The 15,934-nt window shown below is 63.2% G+C and carries 16 protein-coding genes; 2 read left to right on the top strand and 14 right to left on the bottom strand.

The window, feature by feature from the left end; all coding sequences use genetic code 11:
- The first annotated feature begins 370 nt into the window (after positions 1 to 370).
- Complete coding sequence (locus tag DOM57_RS07135; RefSeq protein ID WP_204352891.1) at positions 371 to 1,789, top strand: ammonium transporter family protein; 1,419 nt, start codon at positions 371 to 373, stop codon at positions 1,787 to 1,789.
- A 142-nt stretch (positions 1,790 to 1,931) separates the two neighbouring features.
- On the top strand, positions 1,932 to 2,687 hold the full coding sequence (locus DOM57_RS07130; RefSeq protein WP_110648532.1) for a GntR family transcriptional regulator: 756 nt from the start codon (positions 1,932 to 1,934) through the stop codon (positions 2,685 to 2,687).
- Between the two features lie 82 nt (positions 2,688 to 2,769).
- On the opposite strand, the gene DOM57_RS07125 is transcribed toward DOM57_RS07130, so the two are convergent.
- The 14 genes from DOM57_RS07125 to pgaD form a co-directional block, all read right to left on the bottom strand.
- The gene (locus DOM57_RS07125) at positions 2,770 to 3,489 is read right to left on the bottom strand and encodes a TetR/AcrR family transcriptional regulator (RefSeq protein WP_110648531.1); all 720 of its coding nucleotides are present in this window, start codon (positions 3,487 to 3,489) and stop codon (positions 2,770 to 2,772) included.
- A gap of 134 nt (positions 3,490 to 3,623) precedes the next feature.
- On the bottom strand, positions 3,624 to 4,853 hold the full coding sequence (locus DOM57_RS07120; RefSeq protein ID WP_110648530.1) for an FAD-dependent monooxygenase: 1,230 nt from the start codon (positions 4,851 to 4,853) through the stop codon (positions 3,624 to 3,626).
- A gap of 219 nt (positions 4,854 to 5,072) precedes the next feature.
- The gene (locus DOM57_RS07115; RefSeq protein ID WP_110648529.1) at positions 5,073 to 5,792 is read right to left on the bottom strand and encodes an ABC transporter ATP-binding protein; all 720 of its coding nucleotides are present in this window, start codon (positions 5,790 to 5,792) and stop codon (positions 5,073 to 5,075) included.
- Positions 5,789 to 6,580: an ABC transporter ATP-binding protein gene (locus DOM57_RS07110; protein ID WP_110648528.1), complete on the bottom strand. Its 792-nt coding sequence runs from the start codon at positions 6,578 to 6,580 to the stop codon at positions 5,789 to 5,791. The genes DOM57_RS07115 and DOM57_RS07110 overlap by 4 nt, the downstream gene beginning before the upstream one ends.
- The gene (locus tag DOM57_RS07105) at positions 6,577 to 7,572 is read right to left on the bottom strand and encodes a branched-chain amino acid ABC transporter permease (RefSeq protein ID WP_204352890.1); all 996 of its coding nucleotides are present in this window, start codon (positions 7,570 to 7,572) and stop codon (positions 6,577 to 6,579) included. The genes DOM57_RS07110 and DOM57_RS07105 overlap by 4 nt, the downstream gene beginning before the upstream one ends.
- The gene (locus DOM57_RS07100; RefSeq protein ID WP_110648527.1) at positions 7,572 to 8,444 is read right to left on the bottom strand and encodes a branched-chain amino acid ABC transporter permease; all 873 of its coding nucleotides are present in this window, start codon (positions 8,442 to 8,444) and stop codon (positions 7,572 to 7,574) included. Before DOM57_RS07100 ends, DOM57_RS07105 begins: the two co-directional genes overlap by 1 nt.
- Before the next feature lie 3 nt (positions 8,445 to 8,447).
- Positions 8,448 to 9,596, bottom strand: a complete 1,149-nt coding sequence (locus DOM57_RS07095; protein WP_110648526.1) for an ABC transporter substrate-binding protein — start codon at positions 9,594 to 9,596, stop codon at positions 8,448 to 8,450.
- Positions 9,597 to 9,850: 254 nt separating this feature from the next.
- On the bottom strand, positions 9,851 to 11,158 hold the full coding sequence (locus DOM57_RS07090; RefSeq protein WP_110648525.1) for a solute carrier family 23 protein: 1,308 nt from the start codon (positions 11,156 to 11,158) through the stop codon (positions 9,851 to 9,853).
- Positions 11,159 to 11,160: 2 nt separating this feature from the next.
- Positions 11,161 to 11,814 carry an isochorismatase family protein gene (locus DOM57_RS07085; RefSeq protein ID WP_110648524.1) on the bottom strand — a complete coding sequence of 218 codons (654 nt, stop codon included), beginning with the start codon at positions 11,812 to 11,814 and terminating at the stop codon, positions 11,161 to 11,163.
- Positions 11,815 to 11,855: 41 nt separating this feature from the next.
- The gene (locus tag DOM57_RS07080; protein ID WP_110648523.1) at positions 11,856 to 12,887 is read right to left on the bottom strand and encodes a 2,5-dihydroxypyridine 5,6-dioxygenase NicX family protein; all 1,032 of its coding nucleotides are present in this window, start codon (positions 12,885 to 12,887) and stop codon (positions 11,856 to 11,858) included.
- 39 nt (positions 12,888 to 12,926) lie between these two features.
- Positions 12,927 to 13,742 carry an alpha/beta fold hydrolase gene (locus tag DOM57_RS07075; protein WP_110648522.1) on the bottom strand — a complete coding sequence of 272 codons (816 nt, stop codon included), beginning with the start codon at positions 13,740 to 13,742 and terminating at the stop codon, positions 12,927 to 12,929.
- 9 nt (positions 13,743 to 13,751) lie between these two features.
- A complete protein-coding gene (locus tag DOM57_RS07070; RefSeq protein WP_110648589.1) occupies positions 13,752 to 14,453 on the bottom strand; it encodes a maleate cis-trans isomerase family protein in 702 nt (233 codons plus the stop codon).
- A gap of 149 nt (positions 14,454 to 14,602) precedes the next feature.
- On the bottom strand, positions 14,603 to 15,259 hold the full coding sequence (locus tag DOM57_RS07065; protein ID WP_204352889.1) for a TetR/AcrR family transcriptional regulator: 657 nt from the start codon (positions 15,257 to 15,259) through the stop codon (positions 14,603 to 14,605).
- 194 nt (positions 15,260 to 15,453) lie between these two features.
- The gene (pgaD, locus tag DOM57_RS07060; protein ID WP_110648520.1) at positions 15,454 to 15,930 is read right to left on the bottom strand and encodes a poly-beta-1,6-N-acetyl-D-glucosamine biosynthesis protein PgaD; all 477 of its coding nucleotides are present in this window, start codon (positions 15,928 to 15,930) and stop codon (positions 15,454 to 15,456) included.
- Positions 15,931 to 15,934 lie beyond the last annotated feature (4 nt).

The following is a 15,934-nucleotide window of genomic DNA, read 5'->3' as shown; positions in this document are numbered from 1 at the left end:
TGACTGCTCAGGTTGTCGATAGCTGTTGTGGTTATCTTGCTCCGAAGCCGTTGTACCGACCTCGATGGGTTCTGATCCGGACGCTCTCTGACTCGTTCTGGATAGGTTTCGAGCCGGCGCTACAGAGACCCCTTGGCATCTACCATTCGGTTTTAATGGTATACCATTTTATTGGTTGCTCAATACTAGCTCTGTGGCGCATAGTCCGCAATGAATGGTATACCATTCATTGCGCTCATTGGCTTGGCCACGCTTACCGGGCCGGTTGCGTGACAGCGCAAGAGCGTAAGGCATCAACAACAACAACCCGGTTTGCCGCGCTTCGATCCCTGGCGGACGCAGCACGGTGCGCTCTGGAGGAGGAGCGAAGATGGAAATATTCCAACAACAAGTCTCGACCGAATATATCCTGCTGACATTCATCTACATGGTCGGTGCGCTCAGCGTGCTGCTGGTGGTGCTGGGGCTCGGTTTCATCGACATGGGGCTGGTGCGGGCGCGCAACGTACTCGATACCTGGGCGCAGAAGCTGACGGCGGCGATGGTCGGTGGCTTCGGTACCATGCTGTTCGGCTACGGGCTGTGGGAGTGGCAGTTCAATCAGGCCTTCGATGTGCCCAACGCGCTCTACGCGGCGCTCCAGGCGTGGTGGATCGGCGGTCCTGCGGCGAGCACGCCGGCGATGTTTCTCGATCCAGCGGTGGTGCCCGAGGCGGATGTCCTGCAGGTCTTTCTCGTCTTCTTCGTGACCTTCGCGATGGCGACCATGGCGCTGATTCACAGCAGTGCGATCGAGCGCATCAAGGCCAAGGCGCTCTATATCATGGCGTTCGTCGTCGGCGTCGTGCTCTCGCCGCTGGTCGGCTATCTGTGCTGGGGGCCACTGTCGCCGCTGACCAATCGCGGCGTGCACGATTTCGAAGGCGTCTTCCCGCTCTATATCTTCGCCGGTACCTGGTCGCTGGTGCTGGCCTGGCGCCTGGGACCGCGCCGCGGCGCGTTCGGCCGGGATCCCGCCGGACTCGGCCCCGTTCCCAGCAATTACGGCTTCGTTGCCGCCGGCGTGATGTTCATTCTGTTCGCGCTGCCGTTCATCGCGATCGGTTCGACCTTCATCATCCCCGGCGAAGGAGTCTATGGCATCTCCTTCACCCAGACCGGACTCGGCCTGATTCTCATCAACCTGTTCGCCGCGCTGCTCAGCGGCGGCATTGTCGGCGCGATCGTCGGCTACCTGCAGCGTGAACCGCGCTGGGTCTTTCTCGGTCCGATTGCCGGCGCAATAATGAGTGGCACCCTGTTCGACATCGGCACGCCATTGCAGTCGATGCTGTTCGGTGCGCTCGGCCCGCTGGTCGCGCTCGCCACCGCCAGGCTGATGTATCGTCTCGGTATCGACGAGCAGAAAGTCGTGCCGTTGGCGCTCGGCCCCGGTGCCATCGGCGCGATCCTGGTCGGTTTCGTGCATTGGGGAACCGCGACGGGCGGCTACCCCGGTCTCGAAGGCGAGTATGCGCTGGGGCATGCCCAGATCACGCCGTGGTGGCAGTTGGTCGGCGTCGTGACCACCATGGCGGTATCGGGGATCCCGGCGCTGGTGCTCTGTCTTATCCTCGAGAAGCTGGGGCAGCTACGGGTCTCGCCCGAGACGGAGATGATCGGCCTCGATGCCGCCCATTGGGGCGTAGCGAACTGCGGCGACGACCTGCCAACGAACGGCGCACAGACGGGCACCACCCCCGAGCCCGTCATCGGAGGCGACGGCGTGCGCTCGGGTGTAGTAAGCTAGGCCCATGCTCCCAAGCATTGCCGTATCTCGACGGGCCCCGCCAGCGTATCGCTGCCGGGGTTCGTCGTATCAGAATCGTTGCATCGAGATCTTCGCGACCGGGAGCGACCTCATATTGATACGTTAAGCCAGCGCTATATTGATGCCATACAGTCGGTTGAAAAAGCTGTACATCGAATTCGCTCAGGATGTGGGTAACGCCACGCTCTCCTCTCGTCGCAGCGAAGCGGTCGCGCATGTCATCCGCAAGGCCATCCTCACCGGCGAGCTTCCGCCCGGCGAGCCGATCCGCGAACGCAACCTCGCCGCCGAGCTGGAAATCAGTCGCACCCCGGTACGTGAGGCATTGTTCATCCTCCAGGGCGAAGGACTGGTCAACCTGAGCCACAACCGCGGCGCCTACGTGGCTTCATTCACTTCCAGCGACATCGAGCAGATCTATGCGCTGCGACGCGTACTCGAATCCCACGCCGCGCGCTGCGCCGCCGTCAACCGCAATCAGGCCCAGCTCGAGGCGATCGCCGGGGCGTTGGACGCCCACCACCGGCTCGACCGCCGCGCCACGCCAATGGAGCAGGCCCAGGCCGACCTTGCCTTTCACGAGGCGATCGCCGCCGCGGCCGGCAGCCAGATGCTGCTCACCATCGCGCATCAGGTACTGGCGGTGACCTTTACGCTGCGCTCGCGCTATGCCTATGACGCCGCCTACTCGAAGCAGGTTTATCGTCGCCACCGTGCCGTTTTCAAGGCCATCGAAGCGGGCGATGCCGAAGCTGCCGCCGAGCTGATGGCCGAACATGTGAGCCAATCCAGTGAATTGGCTATTTCACGCCTGAACGATGATGCTTCTCAACACTCTCGTCCGGACCTGCCGTCGACGAAATTGCAAGTTCCGTAAGCCTGGCGAGGCAGATTACGCCGGCCGGTATCGACTCATTATGGTTTGAATCCGCGTTCAAGCCGACGATACCGCCTTTGCTTCAGCCGGAACCCGGCCTGGGCGCCTGCATACCGGCGGCGACGAAAGCCGTCATCTGTTCCATGACCTCTTCAGAATCATTCGGATTGCAACTGTCGGGGGCCAGTTGTTCCAGTCGATGGGTATCGGAGAAGGCGTACATGTAGGCGCCGATCATCAGCGTGACGCGCCAGTTGGCCTCGCGCTCCGTGATATGCGGAAGCGCCTTGAGAAAGGCCTCGACGAAGGCCTGGGTGGAGGCGTTGTAGGCTTCGTTGCGCAGGCTGTAGGAAATCTCCGGTGGCTCCGTGTGCAGCCGGGCCTGGAGACGGATGAAAGCGCGTCCCGAAGGGTCGTCGCGCAGTTCGAGTATGGGCAGCAGGAAGGCGCGAACGATCGTTTCCACGCGGAAATCGCCATTCCTTTCCAATTCGTGCAGGTTCGCCAGGCGTTGATCGGATATTCGGCGGCCCCGGCGCAGGAAGACTTCTTCGAATAGGCCGTATTTGGAACCGAAGTAGTAGTTGATCAAGGCCTGGGTGACATGTGCCGCATCGGCCACCTCGCGCAGCGTGGTCCCCGCGTAGCCACGTTCGGCGAACAGCAGTTCGGCGGCATCGAGGATCTGCTCGCGTCCGTTGCTCGTCGCCCCACCCGGTCTGCCCGGTTTGTTCTTGTTGACGGCCTTGCTTTTCTTGCTCGCGGCAACGCCGCGCCGGCCTTTGATAGTGACGCTGTGCATTGGACTCCGACGATCGAAGGGGTTGCCGCCATTCTAGCCAGACACCATGTCGCGGTAAAACGCACGGCCGCCCACTGGCGGGAAATGCGCCCTGCCGCCATCCGCGGCGACAGGACAAGGGGGGAATGCCAACCTCAAGCCGGTGTCGAGACGGTATCGAAACGCTCGCGGCAGGTGGTGGCGTCGTAGGCATAGATCCACTCGGCACGGATTCCCACCGCGTTGGGGTCCTTCTTCTGTGCCTCACGGAACGCTTCGTCGCGCTTGCGCAGCTCCTCCGGCGTGGAGAGATGATAGCTGCGACCCCGCTCACGCGCCTGCAACTGCACCTCGGAGGTACGTGGCCGGCGCTCGTTCTCGTAGGCACTCAGCGCCGCCGGGATGTCGCCCTCGACATGGGCCAGGGCCTCGGCCAGTACATAGCCGTCCTCGATCGCCATCGCCGCGCCCTGGGACAGGAACGGCAGCATCGGATGCGCGGCATCGCCGAGCAGAGTGGCACGCCCCTTGGACCACTGCGGCATCGGGTCGTGGTCGAACAGGCCCCACTTGAAAGTCTGTTCGGGATCGGTCTGCTCGAACAGGCGGATCAGGTTCTCGTGCCATCCCTGGTAGGCGCCCAGCAGCTCCTCGGTGGAGCTCGGCTCGGTCCAGGACTCCTCCACCCAGTCGGCGGTTTCGGTGACGGCGACGATATTCACGGCCTTGCCGCCTTTCACGTAGTAGGTCACCACGTGGGCCTTGGGCCCCATCCAGAACGCCGCGTAGGGCCCCACGAAAGGCAACGGATGCTGCTCCACCGGCACCAGCGCGCGCCAGCACATATGCCCGGTGAACTGCGGCTCGTCGTTGCCCCACAGCGCAGCGCGCACCGGCGAGTGAATGCCATCGGCACCGATGATCAGGTCGGCCTGGAAGTGCCTACCGTCGGCGAAGATGGCGGTGGCCGAGCCGTCATCGAGGGTCACACCGGTGCAGCGCGCGTTGAAGGTGACCTTCTCCGCCGGGATGTCGGCGCTGAGGATGGCGTGCAGATCGGCGCGATGGACATGATAGAACTCGGCACCGTAGACCTGCGGAAAACTCTCCTTGAGCGGCGTGCGGAACAGCTCCTCGGCGCTCTCCCAGTTGAACCCCACCATCGCCTCCGGCAGGAAGCCGATGCGCTGCAATTCCTCGCCCAGCCCCAACGCCTTGAGCACCTTGACGGCGTTGGGGGTCATCTGCACCCCGGCGCCCACTTCACCGAAGGCAGACGCCTGCTCGAACAGGTGGCAGTCGATGCCATGGCGCAGCAGGGCACGAGCGAGCGCCACCCCGCCGATCCCGCCCCCGATGATGCCAATACGAAGTTGATTGGACATGAGAGAACTCCTATTAACTATTCGTTTAATTAATTACCGATCGATGAATCGTCACAGCCGACGCCCTTTGCGCCTAAGGGGACGCTGAATAAATCGGCGAGCGGGATGAAGCGCAAGGCGCACGGAGCACAGGAACCGGAGCCTATGGGGTATAGGTGAGGATTCCGAGCACCGCGCAACGCAGCGATTCGTCTGCGCAGCCATTTATGCAGTGTTTCCCTAACCCAGATAGGCGCTCAACACTTCCGGATTCTCCAACAAACTGGCGGCGTCAGCGTGGGTGCTGATAACGCCGGTCTCCACCACGTAAGCGCGCGAAGCGATGTCCAGCGCGTTGTGCACGTTCTGCTCGACGACGAGCACGGTAACGCCGCGGGCATTGATCTCGCGCACCACGTCGAACACCTCGTCGGCCATCTTCGGCGATAGCCCCAGGCTGGGCTCGTCGAGAATCAACAGCCGGGGTTCGGACATCAACGCCCGGGCGATGGCGAGCATCTGCTGTTCGCCGCCGCTCAGGGTGCCGGCCATCTGCCGATCGCGTTCGCGCAGACGCGGAAAGCGCTGGAAGGCCTGCTCCATGCGCTGCTCCACCTGGGCGCGAGACGTGCACAGATAACCACCCAGCATCAGGTTTTCGCGCACCGTCATGGCCGGCCAGATGTGGCGCTCCTCCGGGCAGTGAGCGATACCGGCGGCGACGATGCGCTCGGCGTCCATCCCGGCGATCTCCCGGCCATCCCAGGTGATGCTGCCGCGACTCGGCTTGAGCAGCCCCGAGATGGTGCGCAGCGTGGTGCTCTTGCCGGCGCCGTTGGCCCCGATCAGCGCCACGATCTCACCGGCGGCGACCTCCATATCGATACCGTGCAGGGCGGCAATCTTGCCGTAGGCCACGTGGAGCCCGCTGACCTGCAACAAGGGCGTGGATGCACTCATGCGCGGGCCCTCCCGAGATAGGCTTCGATCACCTGCGGGTCGTTCTTGACCTGCTCCGGGCGGCCCTCGGCCAGCTTGCTGCCGAAGTGCATCACCATCACCCGGTCGCAGACCTCCATGACTAGACTCATGTTGTGTTCCACCAGCACGATCGACTCCACCTCGCTGCGGCGCAGCGATTTGAGAATGCTGCCGAAGCGCATCGCTTCCTGGCTGTTGAGCCCCGCCGCCGGTTCGTCGAGCATCAGCAGCGCCGGCTTGGCCGCCAGCGCCACCGCGACTTCCAGCAGCCGCAGCTCGCCGCAGGAGAGCCGGAAGGCCGGCGTATCCATGCGCGCTGCCAGCCCCATCAGCTCGACGATACGCGCGGCGCTGTCGCGTGCCTCGCGTTCCGCCCGGCTGACCCCGGCATGCGGGAAGAAGGTCGCCAACAACGTTTGCCGCGTACTCAGGTAGTGACCGGCGAGCACGTTCTCGAACACGCTCAACGCCTTGAGCACGTTGGTTTTCTGGAAGCTGCGCACCAGCCCCCGACGGGCGATCCGGTAGGGGCTGTGGCCGGTGATGTCATGGCCCTGGAAGGTCACCCGGCCCGCCGTCGGGGTATAGAAGCCGGTGATCAGGTTGAAGCAGGTCGTCTTGCCGGCACCGTTGGGGCCGATCAGGCCGAACACCTCGCCGCTGTTGACGTCGAGATCGATATCCTGCACCGCCTTGAGGCCGCCGAATGTCTTGCACAATCCGCGTACGGAGAGCATCGGTGTGGGAAAATTCTGCACCTCGCTCATGCGCTGCCTCCCGGCGCTTCGGCGTGGCTTTCCGCGGCCGCTGCCGGTGTGGCACGGCGGCGTTCGCGACGCAGGTTCAGGAAGCCCATCAAGCCGTTGGGCAGGAACAGCACCACGCCGATCACGATCAGTCCGAACAGCGACATGCGCAATTCCTGGAATTCACGCAGGTATTCGTTCAGCACGGTGATCAGCAGCGCTCCGACCAGCGGTCCCACCAGGGTGCCCTTGCCGCCGATCAGCACCATGATGATCATGCTGACCATGAAGGCGAAGCCGAAGACATTGGCGCCGACGAAGGTGATGTAGTGGGCGTAGAAACCGCCGGCCAGCCCGGCCAGAAACGCCCCGAGCACGAAGGCGCGCATGGCGTAGGCGAACGGCTGAATCCCTACCGACTGGGCCACGTAGCGGTTCTCACGTACGGTCACCGCGGCCCGCCCGTTGTTGGAGTAGACGAAACGGTAAGCCAGATAGAGCGCGACCACCGCGATCGCCAGCGCCAGGTAGAAATAGAAGCGCTTGGCCGCCAAGGGCGAGGCATCGGCAAGCAGTGCCGGTTGCACCACGCCGGAGAGCCCCATGGGGCCGTTGGTGAGCCCCATCCAGTTGTTGGCGATAATGCGCAACACTTCAGCGAAGGCCAGCGTGATGATCACGAAATAGGGACCGCGCAGCCGCAGGGTGATGGCACCGATGGCGGCACCAAACAGCGCCGAGATCACCCCGGCCAGCGGTATCGTGGCCCATATCGGCAGGCCCATGCGCAGCGACAGTAGCGCGGCGGCATAGGCGCCCAATCCGAGGAAGGCGGTATGCCCCAGCGAGAACTCGCCGACATAGCCCACGATCAGGTTGAGACTGGTCGCCAGCACGGCGTAGAACAGCACCATGATGCCGATATGCAGGGCGTATTGATTGCCGACCAGCAGCGGAAACAGTGCTGCCAACACCGCCATGATCAGCAGGGTATTGCGTTCCAGGATCATCATCAGGCGCGCTCCACTTGAGTCGAGAACAACCCGTAGGGTTTGAAGATCAGCGTCAGGATCACGATCAAGAAGCCGATCACATCGACGGTGCCGGAGGAGACATAACCGCCCCAGAGCGCTTCCGCCAGACCGAGGATCAGCCCGCCGACGATGGCACCGGCGAAGCTACCCATGCCGCCGAGGATGACCACCACGAACGCCTTGAGGCTGATCAAGCCGCCGCCGCTGACCTGGACGGAGTAGATCGAACCCAGCAGCATGCCCGAGGAGGCGGCCAGCACCGTGCCCAGGGCGAAGGTGCTGGCATAGACGTAGGCGGTCTTGATCCCGGCCAGCCGCGCCGCCATCGGATCCTGGAAAGTCGCACGCATGGCCCGTCCCAGGCGGGTGTGGCGGATCAGCAGGTAGGCGGCAAGGATCAGCACCGCGCACGCCGCGACCGCGAACAGCCGCATCTGGGTCAGTACCACCGGCCCCAAGAACACCGGCGCGTTGGGCACCGCGCCGGCGATATTGAGCGGCGCGGTCCCCACCACCAGCAGCGCGGAGTTGGTGAGGAAGATCGACAAGCCGATGGTCAGCAGGATGCTGGGTTCCTCGCCCTGATCGCGTACGCGCTCGATCAGGAAGCGATCCACCAGCCAGCCGAAGGCCGCCATCGCGACCACGACCACCACCAGCCCGACGAAGAAGTTCAGCCCCAGATAGGTGGTGACGAACCAGCCCAGCACGCCGCCGAGCATGTAGAACTCGCCGTGGGCGAAATTGACTACCCGCATCAGCCCAAAGATCAGCGTCAGGCCGAGCGCCGACAACGCATAGAACGATCCCGAGACGAGGCCATTGGCGACAAACTGGAGAAGCATGTCCATGGCTCAGTTCCCAGCGTCCGGGGCGGCGATGGCGGTGGTTGCCACGACGTCGGTCTTACCGTTCTGGATCTGCACCAGTGCGGCCTGGAAGCCATACCCCTGCCCCTTGGCGGTGAAACGATAGCGGCCGTTGGGCGCTTCGTAGTCGGTCTGCTTGAGCCCGTCGACGATGGCCTCGGCGTCGCTGCTGCCGGCCCGCTCGATGGCGGCCATCATGATGTTCAGAGCGTTGTAACCAGCAGCGCCATACTTGCCGGGCGCCTGACCATAGGCCTCGGTATAGTCCTTCACGAAGCGTTCGTTGCGCTCGCCGGGCAGGTTGGACACATAAGGCACCGCGGCGTAGATGCCTTCGGCGGCGTCGCCGGTCAGATCGATGAAGTCGCTGGTGGCCCAGGAACCGACACCGAACACGTCCATGTCGATACCGAACTGCTTGAGCTGTTTCACCAGGGTGGAACCGTCCTGGGTCTCGGCGGCGACGAATACGCCATCGGCACCGGAATTGCGCAGCTTGGTCAGCAGCGTATAGAAGTCACTGCTGCCGTGATTGAAATACTCGGTCATCACGGTTTCCACGCCATGACCGGACAGCTCCTGCTCGAACGCCTTGACGCTGCCGCGTCCCCAGTCGTCGTTGACGCCGATGTAGGCGACTTTTTCGAGACCGAGGTTATCGACGATCAGCTTGGAAAAGGCGCTGCCGAGCAGAGCGTCGGTTTCCGCGGAACGGAAGAAATAGGGATTGCCCGCCTCGGTCAGGCTGGCCTCCGAGGAGACGCCGGTCAGGAAGGGAATCTTGTATTTCTGGGCCACCGGCATCACCGCCGAGGTGGCGGAGCTGCAGAAGGCGCCGACGAGCGCCACCACTTCATCGCGCTGGATCAGTTTCTCGGCGGCATTGACCGAATCGGCCGGGCTGCACTGGCCATCCTCGGTGATCATTTCCACCGGCTTGCCGAGCACGCCGCCGTTGGCATTGCGCTGCTTCACCGCCAGCTCGGCGCCGTGAGCGGCCGCGGTGCCGTTGTAGGCGACCGAGCCGGTAAGCGGCTGGATGAGCCCGATGGGCAGGCTGTCCTGGGCGTGTGCCGACAACGAGAGCAGCGCAGTAGCCGCTAGCATGATCCGGGTCAGGGCCAAGGGTCGCATGGTGTATCTCCAGGTTGGGTTTGTTGTTGTATACCAATAAATTAATTAATCGGTTAGTAAATTTCGAATCGACATTAGTCGAACAGCAATAAGCGTGCCAATGTCCTACGTGCCGTTGCTGCGCGCCTTACGGCGTGAAATGCGTGGGAAATTCTGAACCACCAGGGTGCAAGATGCCTTCCCAAGCCCATGAATGGTGCAAGAAAGGCCGTCATCCCCGAGCGATCCGGCCCGCGAGCCGGATCGCCAATGGGCTAGGTTGTGCCGGGCCTATCGTCGCGCCCCGGCGCCGGCTGGCCGATGCTGAGGAGCTGGTAGATAATCAGCGCGGCAAAGGTCGCCGTACCGATGCCACCCAGCGCGAAGCTACCGAAATGCAGCGTGAAATCGCCCGCGCCGAAGACCAGCGTGACGCCCACGGTGAACAGGTTGCGCGGCTGCGAGAAGTCGACGCGATTGTCGACCCAGAGACGCACCATCGCCGCCGCGATCAGACCGAACACGGCCACGGCGAGACCGCCCAGCACCGGTGCCGGGATGGTGCGCAGCAGCGCGCCGAACTTGGGCGAGAAGCCCAGTGCGATCGCCACCAGCGCCGCCACCACGAACACCAGCGTCGAGAACACGCGTGTCACCGCCATGACGCCCATGTTTTCGACATAGGTGGTCACGCCGGTGCCGCCGCCCGACCCAGAGATCATCGTCGCCAGGCCGTCGCCGACGAAGCCGCGGCCTATGAAACGGTCCATGTTCTGCCCCGTCATCCCCCCGATTGCCTTGATATGGCCCAGGTTCTCCGCGACCAGGATCAGTGCGACCGGTGCGATCATCACCATGGCCGAAGGGACGAATTCAGGACAATGGAAGGTCGGCAGGCCGAACCAGGGCGCGCTGGCGAGTTCCGAAAAATCGATCGCGGGCAACAACCCCAGGCCGTTGCCGAGAATCAGCACCGCGACATAGCCCACGGCAATGCCGATCAGGATCGAAATCCGGCGCACGGCCAATGGCCCGAAGGTCGAGATCAGCGCCACCGCCAGCAGGGTCAGCATCGCCACGAACACATGAGGGCCACTGCCTTGGCTACCCTGGACCGCCACCGGCGCCAGGTTGAGCCCGATCGCGGCACCGATGGCACCGGTCACCGCTGGCGGCATCAACCGCTCGATCCAGCCGGTCCCCGTGGCGATCACGAACAGGCCAATCAGCGCGTAGAGTGCGCCCGCCGCGATGATACCGCCCAGCGCCGGACCGATATTCGGGTTGGGGCCGGTACCCGCGTATCCCGTCACCGCAATGACCACGGCGATGAAGGAGAACGATGACCCGAGGTAACTGGGCAGTCGACCCGCGGTGCAGAGAAAGAAGATCAGCGTACCGATCCCGGAGAACAGGATCGCCAGGTTCGGATCGAACCCCATCAGCAGCGGGCCGAGGATCGTCGAGCCCGACATTGCCACCAGATGCTGGACGCCCATCGGCAGAGTGGCGCCCCATGACAGACGCTCGTCGGGTGCGACCGTCGCCGTGCGGGCGAGCGGCCACCTGGGAAAGTAGCTCATGGCTAGCTCTCCCGGCCTGCACCAGCCTGTGTCTCGGCCAATGTCCGCAACCAGGCGTGGATATCGTCGGCATCCGTGACATCGGCGTACTTCTGGTGCATGTCGTAAAGGTTGGCGTCATGCGGGGCCGCGGCCCGGTCGGCGCAACAGTCGCGCGGCACCAGCACGTTGAAGCCGGATTGCACGGCGTCGACCACGGTGGCGCGCACGCAGCCCGACGTGGTGGCGCCGGTCACGATCAAGGTATCGACCTTGGCCCCGCTCAGCATCGCCGCCAGCGAGGTGCCGAAGAATGCCGAGGCGCCCTTCTTGGTGACGATAGCGTCATGCGGCTGGATACCGGTTGCGGCGTCGATCTCGACCAGCCGCGAACCTTCCAGCAGCGCCGCCATCCCACTCGCCTTCTTCAGCCAGGGGAGCATATCCAGCTCGCCCCGATGATAGACAATGGTGGTGTAGATGACCGGAAAGCCCGCCGCACGGGCCGTGTCGGTCAAACGCCGGGTCGCCGCGATCTGGCTGTGCATGGCGGCGGCGGTGGGATATTGCGTATCGGTGAAGCCATAGCTGAAATCGACCACGACGATGGCCGGGCGGCTGCCGCGCGGCACTGCACAGCCAAAGCCCGCCTGATCATAGACCGTCTCTTGGGACATTGTTGTTGTTCCTGTAAAAGCGGCCCGGGTGGGGCCGCGTGTCAGTCACGTTGCATTTGAATCTCTTTGACGACGATATCGCCGTCGATCACGACCGGCTCGTCGTCGAGGAACAACGAGCAGCCGCGCATCGGAATATCGAGATGGCAGGCGGTGTCGTTGGGACCGCCGAGTTCGTTGTTCGGCCCGGTCGAGAACATCACATTGCCATAAAAACTGCGCGGCTCCATACCCATGCCGCCGGGAAACGCGCCCGGTGTCATGCCGTGCCACTTGGCCTGTGGGTTCATGCCCCAGCCGACATGGCTCATGCCCATGCCGCGCGGGTCGTTGAAGGCCGCCATGTAGGATTTCACCAGTTCGGCATCGAGCCCGCCACGGATGTCGGTGATCCAGCCCTTCTCGATGGTATAGGTGATTGGCTCGCGCACATACATGTTCTGCGGCAACAGCACATCGCCCGGCGCCACCACGATCCGGCCATCCACACCGTCGTCGTCACCGCCGGTGAACACGAAGCCCGAAGGCCAGTGATCCCAGCGTCCGGGAGTATCGGTGCAGGCGTATTCGGCGATGGTGGGGTAGGTATTGAGCTGGTAGGTCACGTCGGTGCCGTGTGGCGAGGTGATCCGCATGACCTTGGCCTTCGACAGCATCTCGGCGGCGATCTCGACCTTTTCGCGCAGCTCGGGATACGGCAGCATGCGCGCCAGCAGTTCGGGCGGCTCCACCGCGGTCAGAATCCGCGTGCCCGCGTCCTGGATCGCGAACTGCTCCGGTGAGAACAGCAGGAAGATGCAGTCGATCAGCATGTCGCACTGCTTCAGCGCCTCGACCGCTCCGGGCAGCGCCGCCAGCCCGGTGACACCGACGTTCCAGCCGCCGGTGGGCAGCGGCGCCGGCAGGCGCATGTGGTACATGTTGGCGCCCAGGCGTTGCCCCGCCGCCATGAAGGCGTCGGCGTAATCGAGGCGTTCGTTGCCTTGCGTCAGCACCACGAGCTTCTCGCCCTCGTGGACGCCGGACATTTTCAACTGATGCAGGCAGATCTCGGTAAAACTTGCTTGATCCATCGGTCGATCCTCGTTGTTTTTGGTCAAATGCCAATGAATTCACAGGGTTTCCAGATCCATGACCGCGTTTATAAATCCTTCCAGGTCATCCCACGGAATCATGTGTCCGGCACCTTCGACGGTCCGGACCTCGGTCTGCGGCGCCAGCGTCTGGATTTCCGCGACATCGTCGGCTTCGATCACCGGGGCGCCACCGGCAACGACCAGGCGGATCGGCAGCGTGATCTCGGCCAGATCGGCATGAATGTCGTCGCTGTGGAAGCCGTCGTAGGCGGTACGAATCGCATCGAGCTGGCAGGTGTGCAGCCACTCGGCGCGCAGCGCGTTTTGTTCATCGCTCCAGGTCGGACAAAATTGGCGCATCTCCTCGCCCGAACAGCCTTTCTCGGCCAGCCGGATCGAATCCTCGTACCAGTTCCAGGCCGAGGGATAGGCACGCCGTCCCGGCCCCGACACCGGCGGATCGACCAGCACCAGCTGCCCGATCGGCACCGGATTCATCCGCGCCGCCCGGATCGCCGTGCGCGCGCCCATCGAATGCCCCAGCACGATCGGTGATTCGAGCCCGGCCGCCGCGATCACCGCCAGCGCGTCGGCGGCCATCGCATCGAGCGAGTAGTCCAGATCGCCAGCCTGGCTCAGGCCCCGGCCGCGCACGTCGAGCACGTGCACGTCGAAGCGCTCGGCCAGCCGCTCGGCAACGAAGCCCCAGGTGATGGCGGGCGAGGTGATGCCGGGAATCAGCAGCATCTGCGGCCCCGGGCCGGGATAGTGGATCAGGTGCTGGCGGATGCCGTTGGCATGCACGTTATAACCATGAATCCGTGTTTCCTTGGTGTTGTTGTCTATCGTCATGATGTGTCCTCAGTAAGCGCCTGACAGTAACGTACCGCCGCCGGGCACCCGTGTTTCGACATCGAGTGCCTTGAGCATCTGCCAGGTGGTGGCGATCGCCGCGGTCACCACCGGTTTGCCGGTGCGAGCCTCGACCATCGACACGGCGGGTAGCGATGGCATCTGCACGCAGGCCGACAGCACCACCGCGTCGACGTCGTCGGTGTTCATCCCGGCGACGATGTCCGGCAGGTTCATCGGATCGTGGGCTGCCACCGCCAGGTTGTCCTGAATCTCCAGCGCGCGGTAATCGGAAACCTCGACCCCTTCATGACGAATATAGTCGACGACCATCTCGGTCAGCGGCTTCATGTAGGGCGCGACCACCGCCACCTTTTTGACGCCCATCGCCCGCAAGCCTTCGATCAGCGCCCCCGCCGATGTCACCACCGGCGTCGGCGCACCGTTGTCTGCGGCCACCTGCTGCAAGCGCGGTCCCGAAACGCAGTGGTAGCCGTGGCCCATCGACATGATCGCGACGAGACAGGCATAGCCCATGACATCGACGCGGGCATCGGAAAGCTCCAGCGCGCAGCGGTCGCTGTCAGCGTCCATCGCCGCCAGCTCCTCCTTGGTGACGTGCTTCATGCGCATGCGCGAAGAGTGGAAGGTGAAGCGTTCCTCGCCCACGGCCTCGCGAGCCCGCAGCAGCGCCGGGATCTCGGTTTCCATGGTGACGTTGGAACTGGGCACGATCTGCCCGACTCGGAAGTGTTTCACGTTGTTATCCTCAAGCGGTGAGCCCTACTCGAGAATAAATTACTATTTTGTATAATTACAACTACGAATTGGCGATTTGCTCAAGGCATCGAACCAAGCCTTCAGGAAACCGGCGCCACCATTCCCGCCGCCAGGAAACGCACCAGTTGCGCAAGCATCTCGTCCTGGCCGATTTCGCCGATCTGGCCATCGGTCAGGTCGTTCAACCGCCCCAGGTCATTGAGCATGAACAGATAGGTACCGACGAGAAACGCCATGCGCACGCTGAGAGTAGCCTTGGGAATGTCGGGCAGTGCCTCGGCGAGCGCCTGAATGTAGCGCTTGGCCGAGGCATCGTAGACTTCGCTGCGCAAACGCAGCGCATGCTCCTCGGGCTCGGCGTGCAGGCGCGCTTGCAGGCGCACGAAGGCCGCGCCATTCGGTCCGCTCTGCTTCATGTCCCATTGCGGTTGCAGGTAGGCGCGAATGATCTGGGCGACAGTGGGCGGCTCGGGAAGGGCCAGCAGACGGTCCAGCAGAACGTGTCGCGCGCCGGAAATATCGCTGCCGCGGCGCCGCAGCACCTCGTCGAAAAGATCCTGCTTGGAGCCGAAATAGTAGCGGATCAGGGCCTGGTTGACGCCGGCGACCGCCGCGATGTCGCGTACCCGGGTCCCCGCGAGGCCGTGCTCGGCAAAGGCAAGCTCCGCCTGGTCGAGAATGACATTGCGGAGGTTTTCCCCTTTCTTTTCCTTCGGGCGTCCTGGCTTACGTTGCATTGTCTGGGAATCGGCTTCTGACATGACCCACGTTATAAATCTAAGTTAAAGAGAAGAAGGACACCTATTTAGCCACAATGTTTAAATTTATTAACCTAAATAATAACCAATGATTGCTCCACATGCTTGAGCATAACGACAATTTAGCGCTGATCGGGTAGCAATTTTCTCGTATCAGAAAGGCTCATGTCTGCCTATCGAGTCGATTCATTTTTGACATCGATGATATTGCCATGGGCGTCGTGGGTGAGCGTGACGCGGCGACGACGCTGCAACTCGGCAACCTGCGCGGCGTTCATGCCGAAGGAGAGCGCCAGATGCTCCGAGGTCAGCGCCGAGGCCGGCTGGCGACGATCGGCGTGTCGGAAGCGGCGATAGTTGTAGAAGGCCCAGATCAGTAACGCAGCTCCCGCCAGGGCGATGGTGATCACATAGATCGTCAGCGACGCCCAGCTATGGCTGTGGCTATCGAGAACGTAGGCATCAAAACGGTGTACCCCAAAAGTCCAGCTCGCGATCGTCGCCAGCGGCAGGAAGAGATAGAGCCAGAGCATCCAACCGGCGCCCGAAAGCAGTGCGAACACGCTGCGCTGCGCTCGTGACTGCAGGTCGGGACGATGGATGATTCGCGGCAGCCTGACGGCACCACGCTGTCGCTTCATGTCTTGCATCGCG

Origin of the sequence: Salinicola peritrichatus, from assembly GCF_003206715.1 — a bacterium.
Taxonomy (GTDB): domain Bacteria; phylum Pseudomonadota; class Gammaproteobacteria; order Pseudomonadales; family Halomonadaceae; genus Salinicola; species Salinicola peritrichatus.
Note: the sequence above shows the minus strand (reverse complement) of the source record. Positions and strands in the feature narration are given on the sequence as shown.

Excerpts from the sequence above, each read along its gene's own strand:
- DOM57_RS07135 (WP_204352891.1), top strand. The coding sequence starts at position 371 with ATGGAAATATTCCAACAACAAGTCTCGACCGAATATATCCTGCTGACA.
- DOM57_RS07085 (WP_110648524.1), bottom strand. The coding sequence starts at position 11,814 with ATGTCCCAAGAGACGGTCTATGATCAGGCGGGCTTTGGCTGTGCAGTG.
- DOM57_RS07080 (WP_110648523.1), bottom strand. The coding sequence starts at position 12,887 with ATGGATCAAGCAAGTTTTACCGAGATCTGCCTGCATCAGTTGAAAATG.
- DOM57_RS07065 (WP_204352889.1), bottom strand. The coding sequence starts at position 15,259 with ATGCAACGTAAGCCAGGACGCCCGAAGGAAAAGAAAGGGGAAAACCTC.
- DOM57_RS07120 (WP_110648530.1), bottom strand. The coding sequence starts at position 4,853 with ATGTCCAATCAACTTCGTATTGGCATCATCGGGGGCGGGATCGGCGGG.
- DOM57_RS07105 (WP_204352890.1), bottom strand. The coding sequence starts at position 7,572 with ATGATGATCCTGGAACGCAATACCCTGCTGATCATGGCGGTGTTGGCA.
- DOM57_RS07125 (WP_110648531.1), bottom strand. The coding sequence starts at position 3,489 with ATGCACAGCGTCACTATCAAAGGCCGGCGCGGCGTTGCCGCGAGCAAG.
- DOM57_RS07090 (WP_110648525.1), bottom strand. The coding sequence starts at position 11,158 with ATGAGCTACTTTCCCAGGTGGCCGCTCGCCCGCACGGCGACGGTCGCA.
- DOM57_RS07100 (WP_110648527.1), bottom strand. The coding sequence starts at position 8,444 with ATGGACATGCTTCTCCAGTTTGTCGCCAATGGCCTCGTCTCGGGATCG.
- pgaD (WP_110648520.1), bottom strand. The coding sequence starts at position 15,930 with ATGCAAGACATGAAGCGACAGCGTGGTGCCGTCAGGCTGCCGCGAATC.
- DOM57_RS07095 (WP_110648526.1), bottom strand. The coding sequence starts at position 9,596 with ATGCGACCCTTGGCCCTGACCCGGATCATGCTAGCGGCTACTGCGCTG.
- DOM57_RS07110 (WP_110648528.1), bottom strand. The coding sequence starts at position 6,580 with ATGAGCGAGGTGCAGAATTTTCCCACACCGATGCTCTCCGTACGCGGA.
- DOM57_RS07115 (WP_110648529.1), bottom strand. The coding sequence starts at position 5,792 with ATGAGTGCATCCACGCCCTTGTTGCAGGTCAGCGGGCTCCACGTGGCC.
- DOM57_RS07070 (WP_110648589.1), bottom strand. The coding sequence starts at position 14,453 with ATGGAAACCGAGATCCCGGCGCTGCTGCGGGCTCGCGAGGCCGTGGGC.
- DOM57_RS07130 (WP_110648532.1), top strand. The coding sequence starts at position 1,932 with ATGCCATACAGTCGGTTGAAAAAGCTGTACATCGAATTCGCTCAGGAT.
- DOM57_RS07075 (WP_110648522.1), bottom strand. The coding sequence starts at position 13,742 with ATGACGATAGACAACAACACCAAGGAAACACGGATTCATGGTTATAAC.